18 protein-coding genes and 2 pseudogenes are annotated in these 16,106 nt (G+C 56.5%); 13 read left to right on the top strand and 7 right to left on the bottom strand.

The features are described from left to right. From AC3EC3_RS19245 to AC3EC3_RS19255, 3 genes and pseudogenes are all read left to right on the top strand, one after another. Window positions 1-121: pseudogene (locus AC3EC3_RS19245) on the top strand (IS630 family transposase); the annotation flags it as partial. A 53-nt stretch (window positions 122-174) separates the two neighbouring features. Continuing rightward, a complete protein-coding gene (locus AC3EC3_RS19250) occupies window positions 175-711 on the top strand; it encodes a DUF3182 family protein (RefSeq protein ID WP_488491208.1) in 537 nt (178 codons plus the stop codon). Beyond that, complete coding sequence (locus tag AC3EC3_RS19255) at window positions 708-1,451, top strand: alpha/beta hydrolase family protein (RefSeq protein ID WP_260929172.1); 744 nt, start codon at window positions 708-710, stop codon at window positions 1,449-1,451. The genes AC3EC3_RS19250 and AC3EC3_RS19255 overlap by 4 nt, the downstream gene beginning before the upstream one ends. 170 nt (window positions 1,452-1,621) lie before the next feature. On the opposite strand, the gene AC3EC3_RS19260 is transcribed toward AC3EC3_RS19255, so the two are convergent. Next, the gene (locus tag AC3EC3_RS19260; protein WP_488491199.1) at window positions 1,622-2,356 is read right to left on the bottom strand and encodes a Crp/Fnr family transcriptional regulator; all 735 of its coding nucleotides are present in this window, start codon (window positions 2,354-2,356) and stop codon (window positions 1,622-1,624) included. Window positions 2,357-2,395: 39 nt separating this feature from the next. Here AC3EC3_RS19260 and AC3EC3_RS19265 point away from each other — a divergent pair, with 39 nt between their 5' ends. Then, complete coding sequence (locus AC3EC3_RS19265) at window positions 2,396-2,668, top strand: hypothetical protein (protein WP_488491200.1); 273 nt, start codon at window positions 2,396-2,398, stop codon at window positions 2,666-2,668. Between the two features lie 49 nt (window positions 2,669-2,717). On the opposite strand, the gene AC3EC3_RS19270 is transcribed toward AC3EC3_RS19265, so the two are convergent. After that, a complete protein-coding gene (locus AC3EC3_RS19270) occupies window positions 2,718-3,395 on the bottom strand; it encodes a Crp/Fnr family transcriptional regulator (protein WP_488491201.1) in 678 nt (225 codons plus the stop codon). 578 nt (window positions 3,396-3,973) lie between these two features. Between AC3EC3_RS19270 and AC3EC3_RS19275 the strand changes: the two genes are divergently transcribed. The 6 genes from AC3EC3_RS19275 (at window position 3,974) to AC3EC3_RS19300 (ending at window position 10,418) form a co-directional block, all read left to right on the top strand. Next, a complete protein-coding gene (locus AC3EC3_RS19275) occupies window positions 3,974-4,672 on the top strand; it encodes a cysteine hydrolase family protein (RefSeq protein WP_488491202.1) in 699 nt (232 codons plus the stop codon). A 73-nt stretch (window positions 4,673-4,745) separates the two neighbouring features. Beyond that, window positions 4,746-5,402, top strand: a complete 657-nt coding sequence (locus AC3EC3_RS19280; protein ID WP_488491203.1) for a DUF6766 family protein — start codon at window positions 4,746-4,748, stop codon at window positions 5,400-5,402. 72 nt (window positions 5,403-5,474) lie between these two features. Next, window positions 5,475-7,958 carry a DNA ligase D gene (ligD, locus tag AC3EC3_RS19285; RefSeq protein ID WP_488491204.1) on the top strand — a complete coding sequence of 828 codons (2,484 nt, stop codon included), beginning with the start codon at window positions 5,475-5,477 and terminating at the stop codon, window positions 7,956-7,958. 455 nt (window positions 7,959-8,413) lie between these two features. Continuing rightward, window positions 8,414-8,881, top strand: a complete 468-nt coding sequence (locus AC3EC3_RS19290; protein WP_488491205.1) for a hypothetical protein — start codon at window positions 8,414-8,416, stop codon at window positions 8,879-8,881. Window positions 8,882-8,913: 32 nt separating this feature from the next. After that, the gene (locus AC3EC3_RS19295; RefSeq protein ID WP_488491206.1) at window positions 8,914-9,804 is read left to right on the top strand and encodes a cation efflux transmembrane domain-containing protein; all 891 of its coding nucleotides are present in this window, start codon (window positions 8,914-8,916) and stop codon (window positions 9,802-9,804) included. Window positions 9,805-10,238: 434 nt separating this feature from the next. Then, window positions 10,239-10,418, top strand: a complete 180-nt coding sequence (locus AC3EC3_RS19300; RefSeq protein ID WP_260929184.1) for a hypothetical protein — start codon at window positions 10,239-10,241, stop codon at window positions 10,416-10,418. Window positions 10,419-11,173: 755 nt separating this feature from the next. Here the strand turns inward: AC3EC3_RS19300 and AC3EC3_RS19305 are convergent. From AC3EC3_RS19305 to ku, 3 genes and pseudogenes are all read right to left on the bottom strand, one after another. Then, a protein-coding gene (locus tag AC3EC3_RS19305) for an IS5 family transposase (RefSeq protein WP_488491209.1) occupies window positions 11,174-11,934 on the bottom strand; the annotation gives its coding sequence in 2 pieces (ribosomal slippage) (window positions 11,174-11,598 and window positions 11,598-11,934; 762 coding nt in all). A gap of 235 nt (window positions 11,935-12,169) precedes the next feature. Then, window positions 12,170-12,571, bottom strand: a pseudogene (locus tag AC3EC3_RS19310) (DNA polymerase ligase N-terminal domain-containing protein); the annotation flags it as partial. Next, on the bottom strand, window positions 12,552-13,430 hold the full coding sequence (ku, locus tag AC3EC3_RS19315; protein WP_260929185.1) for a non-homologous end joining protein Ku: 879 nt from the start codon (window positions 13,428-13,430) through the stop codon (window positions 12,552-12,554). The pseudogene AC3EC3_RS19310 and the gene ku, both read right to left, overlap by 20 nt. Window positions 13,431-13,804: 374 nt before the next feature. Between ku and AC3EC3_RS19320 the strand changes: the two genes are divergently transcribed. From AC3EC3_RS19320 to AC3EC3_RS19330, 3 genes are all read left to right on the top strand, one after another. Further along, window positions 13,805-14,173: a four-helix bundle copper-binding protein gene (locus AC3EC3_RS19320; protein WP_260929693.1), complete on the top strand. Its 369-nt coding sequence runs from the start codon at window positions 13,805-13,807 to the stop codon at window positions 14,171-14,173. A 291-nt stretch (window positions 14,174-14,464) separates the two neighbouring features. Continuing rightward, window positions 14,465-14,758, top strand: coding sequence for a plasmid stabilization protein (locus AC3EC3_RS19325; protein ID WP_260929186.1), 294 nt, complete (start codon window positions 14,465-14,467; stop codon window positions 14,756-14,758). Between the two features lie 282 nt (window positions 14,759-15,040). Then, window positions 15,041-15,421: a hypothetical protein gene (locus AC3EC3_RS19330; protein ID WP_488491207.1), complete on the top strand. Its 381-nt coding sequence runs from the start codon at window positions 15,041-15,043 to the stop codon at window positions 15,419-15,421. An 85-nt stretch (window positions 15,422-15,506) separates the two neighbouring features. Here the strand turns inward: AC3EC3_RS19330 and AC3EC3_RS19335 are convergent, their stop codons facing one another. Together AC3EC3_RS19335 and AC3EC3_RS19340 are read right to left on the bottom strand one after the other, a co-directional pair. After that, window positions 15,507-15,659 (bottom strand): helix-turn-helix domain-containing protein, encoded by a 153-nt coding sequence (locus tag AC3EC3_RS19335; protein WP_488491210.1) that lies wholly within the window; start codon window positions 15,657-15,659, stop codon window positions 15,507-15,509. A 33-nt stretch (window positions 15,660-15,692) separates the two neighbouring features. Then, window positions 15,693-15,842, bottom strand: a complete 150-nt coding sequence (locus tag AC3EC3_RS19340; protein WP_260929189.1) for a hypothetical protein — start codon at window positions 15,840-15,842, stop codon at window positions 15,693-15,695. Between the last annotated feature and the right edge of the window lie 264 nt (window positions 15,843-16,106).

The raw sequence follows: 16,106 nt of genomic DNA on the forward strand, positions 1-16,106 counted from the left end.
CAACCGGTTCATCCGCGAATACAACGCCGACAACCCCAAGCCTTTCATCTGGAAGGCTAATCCGGACGACATTATCGCCGCTCGAAATCGCGGGTTCCAAACGTTGGAGTCAATCCACTAGATGCCGCCGTTGTTAGTTACGATCCAACAGCACTGCGACGCACCGGTCTCGTCATAGAAGAAAACCTAGAGGCGGTAAAAACCTACAGTGTAGGAACGGTAAGCCTGTTCGGAGACTCGATCGCCTATTGGGGTACGCAGAACCTCACGCGCGATAACCGTGGCGCCCAAGTCTATGCGGGTTCGCACTTGCGATGTGTCCGCGGCGGGTGGGCAGCACTCGCAACGCCATGCGAAATGCCCTCTCTCACTGAGATTGTCGCTAAGGCGCGGCATTTCGATGCGGCGGTTTTCGATGCTTATCCCGATATAATCGCGTCGCGTCGCAATTACGATGTAGTGTCCGGCACCGATGCGCAAGGATTGCGAAAGATTGGGGTGCTTGAACAAAGTTGGCGCGCGGGCGGAGCGAGCGGCGCGGAAATTGCCGCTTTTGAAGCTTTCGCCGCAGATCCAGACCTTGAAATGGTGGAGACAGCTACGGTCGAAGTTTACGGAGGCACATCGGTTCTGCCGCCCGGTGCCACCATCTATTTTCATGGGAGAGATCCGGCGGTCGGACTTCTCGACAAGTATGCAGAGAGACGATGATCGAAGGACGTAAAGGCGTAACGATAAATGTCGAAGGGCAAACGCTTGATGGAACGCTGCTCTTGCCAGCGAAGCTGATACCGGGTGTCCTCTTCGTGCATGGCTGGGGCGGGTCGCAGGTTCAGGATCTGGCTCGCGCTGAAGAAATTGCCCAACTGGGCTGCATCTGCTTCACATTTGACCTGCGCGGTCATGCGCGTCACGACGTCGAGCGCAATACAGTTACTCGATCGGACGGGTTGGCTGATGTCCTTGCCGCCTACGATTTCCTGGCCTCGCAGCCGCAGGTCGATCGTTCGGCAATCGCTGTGGTCGGGACAAGTTATGGCGGTTACCTCTCTGCGCTGCTGACCAAATATCGACCTGTAGCCTGGCTGGCTTTAAGGGTCCCAGCGCTATATCCCGACGAGCATTGGGAAAAACCCAAAGCACTGCTCCCTCGGGATCAGATCATGACTTACCGCAGCCATTTCCGTACCGGACAGCACGATAAGGCGCTCGCTGCCTGCGAGGCATTTGCCGGAGATGTGCTGATTGTTGAATCCGAGAATGATAACTACGTACCGCACGAGACTATAAGCTCGTTCATCTCATCTTTTCATCACAGTAATTCACTCAGCTATCGCATTCTCAAGGGCGCCGATCACGCGCTGCGCGACGAGACATGTCGCAAGGCCTATCACGACCTTCTGCTGACTTGGGTCGAGGAAATGGTTCGCGGTGGCCGCAGAGTGAAATGAGAGATGGTTTCAGCTAGGCTTGGCGCTTGGAGGCGACCGATCAGAAGATCGAGGGCTCGGCTTTCCTTTTTGGTATCTCGTGCGGCCGGAATCCGCTTAGCGAGGACATTTGCCACAAGCCGATCATCATAGGGTAGCGGAGGTTTTAATACATTTGTGGGTGTCTCGCTTCAGCGCCGCCGCCCCAACTGGCGCGATTTATCGTCAAGATGCAGGTGGTTAGCGTCAAAATCACAAAACTCTGTGAGTGCGGTCACATCAGGCACAAAAATACGTTTCCCTTCGATAGAGATAAGGCTCCCTTCACGAAGCGCGCGCACCATACGATTGACGTGGACCGTCGTGAGCCCGGTGGTGTCGGCAAGCTCCTCCTGCGTCATCTGAAGCTGGAAGCTATCATCCTTGGCCATTTCCACGAGGCGGTACCGCATGAGCAGCTCACACAATAGATGAGCAAGCTGGCGATCTGCAGAACGCTGACCCATGTTGACCAGCCACTCGCGCAACGTCGCCTCATCTACCAGCGTCGCCCACCACAAGGCGCGGTTAATCCTTGGATTCGCCGTCAACCGCGCGACGGTGGCAGGGCTCAGTTCAGCAAGTCGACAAGCGGTCAGGGTGCCGATGCTATGGTCCATGCACCCCAGGATTTGGACGTGGAGGTCACAAATGTCGCCAGACACAAACAGTGCAACAATTTGTCGCTTTCCATCCGGCAGCAGTTTGTAGCGACAAGCCAGCCCCTCCATTAGCAAGTGGACGTTGAGAGGCGGTTCGCCTTCGCTAATGATGTCCTGCCTGGCGTGTAGCGGGCGCGTAGCGCAGCTCACCGCACGGAGAGTTTCTCGATCCTCTTCCGTCAGCTTGGCGCCGTGCTGGAGTTTGAGGACAAAGGGGTTATTCATAACCTGCGCCGTCCTTCCGGCAGCGCGACAGTAGAGCCCATGACCGTAGGCTTTGTTCCCACCTCTAAACGTTCCGGCGTTAACATAGGTCAACGCACCCAAATCGTTCGCGTGTGCGGTGATCACATTCAGTGCGATCAAAGGGCGGTTTCAATGGCGCATCTCTCCATCCCGATGATGATCCTGAGCGCATTCGGCTTGATTGTCGTCGCGAGCACGATTCTGGGAGACTACGGATTGACGACCCTTGGCAAATACTCTCTCAGAGCCATCGGCGTTGCCTTTATCGGGATCGGATTGATGCTCGCATAATTCGAGCCCACGCTCAATGGAATCAGCGATAGCAGCCTGTAAGTTTCAATTACGCGGCGACCACCTTCGGTCGAGATGAAATAGGGGGGATCCGTGACGGGCTCCCCGGCTCTGCAAAAGACGAATGCGAAGCGTCAAAGGTCGCGGGATTCAGTATACGTAAGGTCTTGCTGGCTAACCTAATCGTACCGCGGCTCTTGAGCTCGCTCAGCACGCGGTTCACGTGCACCGGTGTCAAACCAAGCATGTCCGCGATATCTTGCTGAGTGAGCGGGATGCTGCACCGGTCGCCAACCGCCTGCCCGGCAGCGTCAAGCCGTGTAAAGAGCTCGTGAAGCAGGCCGGAAACACGTTCAAGGGCGGATTTGCGCGCCAAGCTCACGGCCATGTCGGTCTGACGGCGGTGCATTGTTAGTATGCTGCCGAGTAGGTCCTTAACCCCGTGCTCACGTCGACTGTGAATGTCTGCCAAAGGGATTAGTCGCGCTTTTATGTTGGTCAGGGCTACAATTGGCAGGTCAGCCTTCCCCGACAGCAGCCAATGAGGCTCACAATAATCACCTGGAAGAAAAAACGAGGTTATCGCTCTGCGGCCGTCGGGCAGGACGCAATTACGGCTCGCCCAGCCTTCCTCGATGCGAAGGATATTCTCCTGGATATCGTTCTTACGCGCCAGATGGTCGTGTTTGCGGAACTCGCGATATGACAACGCGGAAGGATCAGTCATGCTATGCGCCTCTCCGGTTTGCCCGCTCCCTGCATATTCGGTAGGGTTTCATTTCAGGGCAGCATTGATCCAGGTTGCGATTTTGACCCTGATCGGATGAAGCGCCCATTTAGAGCGACGAAGTACAACACCTTTCAGGGGCAATCCCTGCCATCCGGATTGAAATACATTGATCGAGGTTAGCCTTGCGCTTCTAGACTGGAACAACGGACGCGGATTCTTCTTCAGTCTGCATCACTGAAAGGACGCTCCATGACTAGCCCAGATAAGGATGACCGCGGCCCGGACCCGGCACACCCATCGGAGACGCCGCGCGGTGCTTTAGGCGACGCTCGCCCCGACGAGCATCATGATCCTCGCGCGGGTGGCGGACAGAAGCCCGAAAAGATCGAAGACCGCCCAATGGTGGGTGAAGTAAATCCGGATGAATATCCGGCCAAGGAGCGCCGAGACGGAGACGTGACACGCTGAAGAGGTAAAAGCTGCGCGGAGCGAATCCAGACAAGCCCGGATATCCGAAGTAAGGATCCGTGGTGAGGATTGCGCGCAGGAGCTTATCAATTGCGTAGGAAACGATCATGACAAGCTGGACGCGCAAGCCGTCAAAATTGCAAAAGGATACGGTAAGTGGCAACCGCCCGGCGCCGGATCGCTATTCGCCCCGCACCTTCATAGGTGAGATAAGTCTCGCCAGTTTGAAGAAGCCCCCTGAATTACGTGATCGTCCAGGCTTGCTCATTCTGGACATGGTCAACTGCTTCGATTTTGAAGGAGCTGACGACCTCCAACCGTCCGCGCTGGCAGCGGCGCGTAACATTCATCGCTTGCGAGGCGAGTTTCGTGATCGCCAATGGCCAGTCATTTACGTAAATGACAATTTTGGCGATTGGCATTCGGAAGCTTCCAGCCTGATTGCCCGTGCTTTGGAAATTAAAAATCCTGCTACTGAGCTGCTGCAGCCGGCGCCGACCGATTATTTCATAATCAAACCGCAGTTTTCCGCCTTCTATGCGACAAACCTGCCGGTCCTGTTACCGCACCTTGGCGTCAGCAAACTGGTTTTGAGCGGGATTGCCACGGACATATGCGTCCTGTTCACTGCGGCAGATGCCCATATGCGTGACTACGACCTATGGGTGCCTTCAGATGCGGTCGCTGCAGAACATGAAGACCGGGGCCAATGGGCCTTGGAAATCATGGTACAGAGCATGGGCGCAGACACTTCGGCGACCTCGGAACTTACGGTCGATGGCTGGCTGGCCAGCTTGAAGTGCTAGCACCTTGTCCAGCGAACCGATTTGTTCTCCAGGTGTTGCTATGGACGGCCGAAAGAATGGGAGAGAGATCCCCATGAGGTGGCTGAAGAACAACGGGCTGACGATTGCCCTGCTTTCCCTGTTTGCGATCTGCATCGTCGGGCAGTGGATTTCGGGATGGCATGTCGCGTTGGAAGATGCCCGAAGGCATGTCGAGCCAAGCTTGTCGCTATTTGCCTATGCCGCCAGTCCGCAATTTCTTTCGTCGGTTTTCGAAAACTGGGAGAGCGAGTTCTTGCAAATGGCAGCCTATGTGGTTCTCACCGCGTTTCTAATCCAGCAGGGCTCTGCTGAATCTAAAGATCCTGATGATCCCAAACGAGACGAACATCTGGACCATCAGGCTTATCGGCCCGGAGCGCCATCCGTATTGCACAAAGGACCGGCGTTGCGCGTCTTGTACGCCCGATCTCTTGGCTTTGTGCTCGCTCTGCTATTTGCAGCGTCGTTTGCAATGCACTGGTTTCAGAGTGCGCACGCGGCGGCGGAGGATGCGCTGGAGCACGGTGAGACACCGCTCTCAGTCCTGGCCTATCTTGCCGACGGGCAACTGTGGTTTGAATCTTTCCAGAATTGGCAAAGCGAGTTCCTTTCGACCGCCGTGCTGGTCGTCCTTTCGATATTCTTGCGGCAGCGCGAGTCTCCAGAGTCCAAGGCTGTCGCTGCGCCCAACAGTCAGACCGGAGAATAGAGGAACGCCGTAAACATTCCGCAATTTGCAATCTCGATCGGAGCGGACATGGTAATAGCTTCAAAAGCAAAAATGGCGTCAGCAGAAGAGCGTCTTGCTAAGTATCGAGGCAAGCGCGATTTCACACGGACCTCTGAGCCGTCAGGAGTATCCACGCCGCCAGCAGGCAACGGCTTCGTCGTGCAGAAACATGCCGCGAGTCGCCTCCATTATGATTTTCGCCTTGAGCTCGACGGCACGCTGGTCAGCTGGGCCGTGACGCGTGGACCAAGTCCAAACCCCGACGACAAGCGCCTGGCGGTTCGCACGGAGGACCATCCACTCGACTATGCGCGTTTCGAGGGTACGATTCCGAAAGGTGAATATGGCGGTGGCACCGTGATGCTGTGGGACAATGGCACCTGGGAGCCGGTCCCGGGAAAGGATCCAAGCAAGACATTGGCCGAGGGCCATCTGCATTTCACGCTACATGGACGCCGGATGCAGGGTGAGTGGATCATGTTCCGCCTCAAGCCTCGCGGACGCGAAAAAGGCGAAAACTGGATTCTGCGAAAGATCGAGGATGAGTTCGCCGCTGGCTCGGATCATCTTATCGGGATACATCTCACCAGTGTAGACAGCGGCCGCACGATGGAAGAGATCGCCGCTGGCAAAACGATACCGAAACGCAATGTAAGGGCCAAAGCGGCGGTATCCGCGCCGGCAAGAAAAGCTGCTCCGAGCCAGCGCAACAAGAACGGCAAGCTGCCGCCCTTTCAACCGGTCCAGCTTGCAGCTCTAGTGGACCATGTGCCATCAGGCGACCGCTGGCTGCATGAGCTTAAATATGACGGCTACCGAACGCTCATTGCCGTGGGCGGTGGCGAAGGGCGGGCCTATACCCGATCAGGGCTCGATTGGTCGGATCGATTTGCGGGTCTGATCGCCCAAGCTGTCCAGCTCGATGTCGACAGCGCGCTGATCGACGGCGAGGCCGTGGTAACACTGGCCGATGGTCGTACCAGCTTTGCGGCCCTTCAGGCTGCGCTGAAGGATGATCCTGGCAAGATCGATTATTTTGCTTTCGATCTGCTTGAACTGAATGGGGAGGATCTGACTGGCCTCCCGCTCATCAAGCGGAAAGAAAAGCTTGCCGAGCTCCTGGCCCAGCAAAAGGGGCACCTTCGCTACTCCGACCATATCGTCGGCAATGGAGAGAAGCTGTTGACCAGCTTTTGCGATGTCGGGTTGGAAGGGGTGATCTCAAAGCGCGCCGACGCGCGCTACAGCGGATCGCGGAGCGGCAACTGGATGAAGACCAAGTGCATACGCCGTCAGGAATTCGTGATCGTTGGCTTCACCCCTTCGGACAAGCAGCGCGGATTCCGCTCGCTGCTACTGGCCGTCAACGAGGATGGCCAGCTTCGTTACGCGGGAAAAGTAGGTACTGGCTTCGCCGGCGAGGAGATCACGCGGCTGATGGAAATCATGGCTCCGCTCGCCCGAAACGAACCAACTGTCGAGGCTCCGCGCGCCGCCGTGCGCGGGGCCCGCTGGATCGAGCCAAAGCTTGTCGCAGAGATCGCGTATCTGGAATTCACGGATGAAGGGGTCTTACGCCATCCCAGCTATCTCGGCTTGCGTGAGGACAAGAAGCCAGAAGCGGTGGTCATCGAAAAGGAAGCAGCGGTTGATGTGGCCACTGCTTCTTCGATCAGCATAGTGAATATCAGCAACCGCGAACGGGTGATCTTTCCCGAAGGCAAGCTCACCAAGGGTCAGTTGGCGGATTATTACGAAACCGTGGTGCCCATCATGCTGCCATGGGCGGGGAGCCGGCCTATCAGCTTGGTACGGTGCCCGCAGGGGCGGGCGAAGAAATGCTTTTTCCAGAAGCACGACGCCGGCAGTTTCGGCGATACAGTCAGGCAGGTCGGCATCCGGGAAAAGGATGGACATGAAGAAGCCTATCTCTTCGTCGATACGCCTACCGGCCTTCTCACTTGCGTGCAGATGGGTACAATCGAGTTCCATGGCTGGGGGGCGCGGATCGAGGATGTCGAGAAGGCGGACAGACTCGTGTTCGACCTCGATCCTGACGAGGGCCTTGATTTCAAGGATGTCGTGTCTGCCGCATTCCATATGCGCAATCTTTTGTCCGAAATGGGGCTTACGACATTTCCGATGGTGACCGGTGGGAAAGGGGTTCACGTCATCGCGCCGCTCACTCCGTCGGCGGAGTGGCCGGTGGTGAAGGACTTTGCCCATCGCTTTGCCACGGCGCTGGAGCAGTCGGAGCCGACCCGCTTCACTGCTGCGCTTTCGAAAGCGAGACGGACCGGACGGATTTTCATTGACTATCTGCGCAACCAGCGCGGCGCCACAGCGGTGATGCCCTACAGCGCGCGCAACCGCGAACACGCCCCGCTTGCGGTCCCAGTCACCTGGGAAGAACTGCGCAATCTTCATAAGCCGTCCCGCTGGCACATCGGCGATGGTGCCGAAATGCTGAAGCGTGCATCATCGAAAAATCTCGCGATGTGGGGTCGGGCCGACCAGTTTATCCCTGATCTTTAACCCGTCCAGCTAAGCCTAAAGGCAATCATTGAGGGCCTTTAGGCTTAGCTGGACCCCGATTCCATTGTCGTGCAGGGCCTCGTTTGGTGATCGCGCCTCGTCGTGCGCCCATATGCTCTCCGTGAAAGCTGGACTTTAGTTTGTGCCGCTAGTCCATAGCGCCGCTGGATATCTTTCAACGTCAATTGACCCTCTCGCGGCTCGCTGTTTTGCCCAGTTGTCAATTAGCTAGTCCAAATGCCACCGAGCGGTCCGAGCTCGACCGTGTAGGCTGCAATGGCGGCCTCTCGATGCGCAATTCCGCGCTGCCAAAGATGATCCGCTATCCTGCGCGAAAGCCGCCTGTGGTACGTAAAGCAAAAGCATGCAAAGCCCTGTCTGAAGTTTCCGCATAATGTCCCTGCTACATCTCTATGTTGACGAAACCACATAGGGACTGCGTCGTTCTATTAGCGATGATGAACAAATACCGCTTCAACATGAAATGGGCCATCCTTGTAACGGCAATCCTGCTGCCAGGTTGTGAGGCTTTGCCGCGCGATCCGGAAAATACGTCACAAAGGATTGCGCATGAAAGGCAGTTCAAAGTTGGAATGGTTGCCGGCACCGAACGCAGGAAGGAGGGCCAGCAGCTGATAGGCGAGATTTCCAAGCGCATCTACGCACATCCGAGTATTGCGGTTGGCACAGCGGAAGATCTTCTCCAACGAGTGTCTGATGGAAACCTCGATCTCGTTTTAGGTGAGTTCACCAAAGCCAGTCCGTGGAAGACGGAGGTAGCTTTCGGGCCGCCCCTGCGAGCATCAGGTCCAAAAAGCGATCCACTCGAACTGAAGGCAGCGATGCGAAACGGTGAGAACCGTTGGATCATGCTTGTGGAACGCGCATCGCGCGCCGTTTCAGCGGAAGCGAGAAGCCAATGAGCAACAGTTTGCCAACCGAACTTCGCAATACCATGCGCGCTGCTATCAGGCTGGAATATTGGAACCTGTTCTGGACGTCGACCATCATCGTCGTGATGGGGCTCGTGCTCGGCCAAAGCCAAACCATGAAGACGGCATGGGTAGAGGACACCCTTGGTGTCGTACCTCCGATCATGTTTCTCATCGCCGCTCACATGGAACTGAAGGGCGAGAGGTCCAAAAGATTTCCATTCGGCTTCGAGCGGGTCAACGGGCTCGGCTTTTTCGTTGCGGCAGTCGCTCTTACGGCGGTGGGGTTGCTTCTACTCTATAACGCGGTCGTAGCCCTTGTGACTGCCGACCACGCGACGGTCGGATCAATCGCGCTGCTGGGCCATGATTTCTGGCTTGGGTGGCTGATGATCGCAGCACAGCTTTATTCGCTTATTCCGCCCATGCTTATCGGACGGAAGGAGCTACCACTCGCCGAGCAGCTGAACGACAAGCTGCTGCATACCGATGCCCTTATGAACAAAGCGAATTGGCTGACCGGGGCGGCGGGCCTTGCCGGGGTCATAGGCCTTGGGTTTGGCTGGTGGTGGTCCGATTCCATAGCGGCGGCGATCATTTCGATCGATGTGATCAGCGATGGCGTCAAGGCGCTGCGATCTTCAACCGCCGAATTGATCGACGGTTCACCACGGGCCCTTTCCAGCCCTAAGCTTTCCGGCGATGCGCTTAAACTCGAAGAGCGTCTGCGTGATGAATTTCCAAACGCGATTATTCGACTGCGCGAGACAGGTCGCTTGATCCGAGCCGAAGTCCACGGCGTATATGCGCCAGAGGAGGATCGGCATCCGCGCCATTATTGGCTCAAGCAAGAAGACCGTGCATGGCGGCTTGCGCAAGTCAGTTTCATACCTCCGATTACGGATGGATTGTAAGAGGCGCCGCAATACCGCAAATGCAATTGCACGCCTAATCCTGGTTATTCGCCTATCCCACGAATGACCGGTTCAGTCGCTCAGCTGCCAATTTGACGCTCATAGGAAAGGACCGTCCGGTTCTGGCAGCTAGCAACCAATGGCATTCCTGTCTTGAAGGCCACGGCATGCGGAGGCTCGTGATCGGGCCGGTAGCTCAGGGAGAACCTCTCCGGCCCGATCAACTGCCGACGAAACAAACAGGGGGGCAGCGCCGTCGGTGAGTGCATAATGCCGCTCCGGCCACATGGTTCCGGGAGTTCCCTGCCTCGGGTTGTTTGTGGCCGTGACAGAAAAAATCATGTCGTTAATATGGTTGGGCTATAGAACTTTGCATCCATATTCAGCGCAAGCATGTGCTCGAGCCATCGATACGGTTAGGCGTTGCGGTCGAAGTGGACCCCAGCGTGTTTCCTCAAGCCGAAAGCCCGGCCATGGCGGTCATCCCTGATTTCGACGGCCTCTGGCTCACGATTATTCAAAAGACCACTCAGCCTCTGGAGGAAGTTCCGATCCTCGAAAGCTTTGAATGGGTTCATCCTCAAGACAGCGCTGTTCCGCCGATCATGAACTAGACGCGCTGGTGCGGCCTGTTGCGCGAAGATCGGTTGACTGCGGGGCTCCATCGAATGGACTGCCGTAACCCGCAGCCGTGCGGTGGCTTGCCATCGAGAAGGCGCCAAATCAATAGGCGGTCGAACGACAGTCCAAGCTGCTGTCCTAATGTATGTATGAAAAATGGTACTGCGATGTCGGCGACAGGTCGCGTGTTGTAACCGAGCATCGCAGTAAATAGGGCGGTGGCAAAATTCTTTCTATGGCGCAAGCCACTAGCACCTTCTTATTTGCCATTCGTGGATATCTAGTGCTGCGCCAAACAGAGCTTCAAAGCATCAGGGCTCAAAAAAGTGCCGGCACCTGGTGACAGGCGCCGGCAGGACGGAGCCCCACCACGCGGTCCCCAGTGATCGCGCTATGATCGAGCTGGCCCGCAGTATTCAGCCAACGGGCCAGCCCGATCAAGTCCAGCGCTTCGGGGGTGGGAAGTCGCGCTGGCATAACCTCAACACGGCCCATCGACGATAGTTTCAGCGTCTTGATCTAGATTGGGATCTGACGGGAGAAGCGCTTCAGGCTGTGCTGACGTCCGCTATTCGTGATCGGGCCGGTTACCAGGGCAGGTTGGCCGGCCCGATCAACTACCGACGAGACAAACGGGGGTAAGCGCCGTCGGTGAGTGCATAATGCTGATCGTGTCAGATGGTTCCTCCATCTTGCTGATGAGCCAACAAATCCTTGAAGCGATGCAACCTGTTACCGCGTAGACTCATTACGCGCTGCACCAGATGCGGATGCATATGATCTTGATGGCTGCGAGGAAGTTGGCGGGTTTTTTGTCGTATCGGGTGGCGATACCGCGGAACTGCTTGATGCGGTTGAAGAAGCGTTCGACGAGGTTTCGCTGCTTGTAGAGCCATGGCGAGAAGGCGAAGCGCTGCTTGCGGTTTGATCGGTTGGGAATGTTGGCCCAGACGTTCCTGGTCGCAGCCGCCTCGCGAATGGCGTTGCTGTCATATCCCTTGTCGCCCAGCAGAGTTGCACCTTCGGGAATGGCTTCGATCAGCGCCTCGGCTTCGCAGGCGTCGTGAACCTGCCCACCTGTCAGCCTCAGGCTGACAGGGCGTCCGTCAGCATCGGCAAGAGCATGGAGTTTGCTGGTGAGACCGCCCCGGGAACGTCCCATGCCACGATCGCAGCTTCCCCCTTTTTGCCCGTCGCACTGTGCTGGTGGACGCGCATGCAGGTGGAATCGATCATCACCAGTTCGCCATTATATCCAGCGGAAACCGCCGCCAGCAGCCGGTCCCAGACCCCGGCTTTGCGCCAGCGCACGAACCGATTGTAGCAGGTCGTCGAAGGTCCGTAGCGCTCTGGCACTTCGGCCCACGTCGCTCCCGAGCGAAAGCGCCACATGATCCCGTTGAGAACTCGGCGATCATCCACCCGTGCCACGCCCCGTGGCTTGTTGGGCAACAACGGCTCAATAATCGCCCATTCCCGATCTGTCAGTTCGTACCGCCGTCGTGCCATCAAGCCCTCCAAGTCTGGAACACTCTGAATCATGCGAACAGCCAATCCTCAAGGCATTTTATGAGTTTACAGCCTAACGCTTTGCAGCGAATATGACGGCTGTGACCCGAAGGCCTTCAAGGCCCTCCCAACCGACCCGAAGCTTTTACGGCGCTGGGTTTTTCCCGGTGACTTTCAATTGCCATGGTTGGCTGAACTAATGCGGTGAAGGGAGGCATCCACCGCATCAGTTCACTTCTTCGATGTCCCTCGCGCTCTTGCCCGCGATCGGCGGCCAGGTACCTTTATCCCAAAGCATCACTGTGCCGCCGCCATACTCCCTTCTGAGAATACCACCTTCGAATTCGCCATGGGATAACGGATGATCCTCGGCGCGCACGGCAAGGCGCTTGTCGTCGGGATCGGCGCTCGGTCCACACGTTACCGCTCAGGACTTGAGCACGCCGTCGACTTCGAGACGGAAAGCCCAGTGCAGCCGCCGGGCGGCGTGCTTCTGCACGATAAAGGAATTGCCACGGGTCCTGCCACTTTTGCCGGTAGGTTTGGCGGTCTTCGCGAAATCCCGTTTGCGGTTATATTGCGCGAAGAGATCGGCAGCGGCGCTTCCGCTCTTGCCGCTACGCTTTCTTGCGTGCACGGCTACCACTCGACGAAGAGGTCGTCTCCACCGCGGTTTTGCGCTTCGATGAGGTGGACTTGCTGGCGGGCTTGCCCCCGACTGACTTTTTGAGCGCCGCCATCAGGTCGATGACGTTCCCCTTTCCATGGGTCGGTTCTTCGACATCCTCAAGTATACGCTTTTTGCTCCTGGACTTGGACTTCTTGTCGATCAAGCGATGGAGCGCATCGACATAGCGGTCGTGGAATTCGGCCGGTTTGAACGGCGCGGACTTCTTTTCGATTAGCGTGGTTGCAAGGTCTAGAAGATCGGTATCCGGTGCCGTGTCCTTGATCTCGCGGAAGTAGCCTTGGGCCTTCTGGACCTCGTCGGCATAGCGCAGCACTTCCATCACCAGTCCGCGCCCGCACGGTTTGATCGAGACCAGTTGTTCACGCCCGCGCACCGCCAGCTGGCCAAGGCCGACCTTTCGGGCCTTGCGCAGCGCTTCGCGCAATACGCTATAAGCCTCCTCTGCCAAATCATCGGCCGGGACGACGAAATAGGGCTTCTCGTAATAGAGCACGTCGATCTCGTGGGCATCGACGAACTGGACAAGTTCGAGCGTCTTGCGACTTTCGATCCTGACCGCTTCGATCTCTTCTTCGTCGAGCAAAACGTAACTGCCCTTGGAAATCTCGAAGCCCTTGATGATCTCGTCGCGGTCGACTGGGCCGACGCCGGGCGCGACCTTTTCATAGCGGATGCGCTTGCCGCTTGGCTCATGAATCTGGTGGAAGGCAATCGCCGCTCCCGATCGCGTAGCGGGATAGACCTCGATCGGGATCGAGACGAGAGCCAGACGGATATGGCCTTTCCAGTATGCGCGTGCGGGCATGGACTGCCTCCTTGTTCGGCACTCACAAGCGGTAAGCAGGGGGGTGGTTCCCGGCAACTCTTCAGCAATGAAGAGTTGCCGGGATTATGAATACGGTCAACTATCCTGCACACGAGTACCTTTGAAATTTCGGACCCGGATCAACGGGGGCAATCCCAGGGGTGATCGACCGAAATATGGGCGTTGGCGAACGTACCCCTTTAGGCAGATTGTGCCTACAGCATTGGGGGGCGATGCCAGACGCCGACGCGATTTCTCGTGATGGCAGCGTGTCGATAACATGGATCAAGGATACGGAGCCTTCACTTCTCCAAGCGATTACGCCTTCGTGGCCCGCCGCAACGCAGGAGAATAAGGAGATGTCTCTCCATAACATGATCGCGCTTCATCCGGACGTCGATACGTTGAATGAAGAACTTGCTACTGCAGCACGTCATGCACTTTTCTGCGCGGCTTTGTGTACATCTTGCGCGGACGCCTGCATCGCGGAAGATGAAGACATGCGACAATGCATCCGGGCCTGCCTCGACTGCGCTGATGTCTGCGGCGCGACGGCTCGTCTGGCGATGAGACACACAGGAAGCAATTCCGCAGTATTGCGAACGATGGTCGAGACGTGTGTTATAACGTGCGAAAGCTGTGCGGAAGAATGTGGACGTCATGACCACGAGCATTGCCGTCTCTGCGCGGAAATGTGTCGGGAATGCGCCTCTGACTGTCGCCAGGCATTTCCCGCAATCTGATGACGAGAGATGAGGGATTCAGACCGCAAAAATGGTCCCACAAAACGATATCGCCTTCAGTCGTCCTCGATCTGGAAAACAGGACGTTCAGGCAGGAGAATCGCGTCACGAAGCATCGCTCACGTGTTCAGCAAGGCGTTTGGCACCCAGTCGCAAAGAGCAGCTGATTCCCGCGCATGGACACACCACCCCATCGTTTTTCTGTAGCAGGTGGCAGTCTTCGTAGAGAGCGCCGGAGGGCTGACAACTACCGAGCAACGAGATCTTTCTGACAACGCAAAGGAGCGTGTTATGCCGCGTGGAGACAAGTCCAGCTATACCGACAAGCAGAAGCGAAAGGCCGAGCATATCGAGGAAGGCTATGAAGATCGCGGGGTTGGTCATGACGAGGCGCAGCGGCGAGCCTGGGCCACAGTTAACAAAGAGTCAGGAGGTGGCAAGAAATCGGGTTCGGGGCGAGGAAAGAAGGAAAGCCACGCGTCATCACGCAAGGGCGGGCATATCGGGGGAGCAAGCCAGACTCACGAGCAAAGATCGGCTGCAGCGAAAAAAGGGTGGGACACCCGCCGCAAGAAGAGCGGATGAAGGTGACTTTCGGAAAAGGACGATGTCGATTTTCGCACCATTTCGACGATGATGACGCACTTTAGCGCTACGAAAGGCAGTGCTTCTCGGCCTGAATCGGGAGATGATTTTTAATACAGATCAGTTTTTTCGCAAAATTGGAAAACAAAGTCGCGGTGATCCGTTGACGTGTGATCTGGTGAAAGGGACATGCCATGCCAGTTCCTGGCGAATGTATAAATTCGATGCGTTCCATTTCCGTCCGCGTTGCTCGTCTCGCGCCTGATTCATGCGAATTGCAGATTGATCCAGAAGCGCGTTTTTCCGGGGATGCGGGAAATCTTTGGATCGGGGCTGTTGGGCCCGTGCCTTTCCGCATTGAGTGGAACCATTCAGAAGCAAACCGGCTCGCCATTCGTTTCGAACATCAGTTGGATCGGCGGATCATTGATCATTTCCGTACCGTTAGCGGTCGCTGACAGATGGTGGGATGTTGAATCTGCTGCAGAGAGAAAGCCCCGCAAAATGAATAATCCGAACAATCCTGGGTCTCGCCGCAAGGGTAAAGCAGCAATAGCGATTGTAATTATTGTTGGCATTATTATTGCTATAGTGTTTGTAGGTAGCAATATTGGGCATTTCAAAACATTGAAGGATCAGGAAAGATCTGCCGAGAAAGGCTAGAGGTAATTTTTAGGATGTTGCCTATTTTGTGCAATGGGCGGCCGATTGTTTGTTTTTCGGGCCACGCTATTTTGGGTATGTTTCGCTATCGCCGCGAGTGTTCAAGGGCATGGAACGGACAACATCTTGCCCCCCGCATTTGATGACATGGTCCTTGGCGGAGTTGCGATAGAACCCGATTTACATGGACGGGCGTTAAGCCGCAGATGTCCGCGATTTCCTGCTGTGTAAGGCAAATGGCGTATTCGTGCGGGGAAGAGGGGCTTTGTCCCTAGAGGCGGTCATGCAGTTCTTGAAATAGGAATGCCACCCGTTCCACCGCTGTCTTGCGTCCAAGGGGCAGGAGCCATTCGCTCTGGCGTTCGAAGGCCGTGAGCATTTCGCCCGGCATATGTATTTTACCGCAAACCAGTTCGGTCACCGCCCGGTAATTGTCCTGTTAGTGAAGGCCAACGCGCCAATTGGGTATTGACATCCCTGCAAGCAGGAAGCGCGGGCTCGACCATAGACTCCGGCCTTACGACAATTTTTTTGGATTCCCTATGGACTGGTATGTCCGGCTGCCTGAACCGCACCGGGATTGCCGGAGGCCCTAACTCCTGAGAGTGAGGGTCTACGATGAGCAAGACGACGAACAAGTTTGCCCCTGAGGTTCGGCAGCGGGCGATCCGGATGGTACTGGATC

It is taken from the genome of Novosphingobium sp. BAM6, from assembly GCF_057784955.1.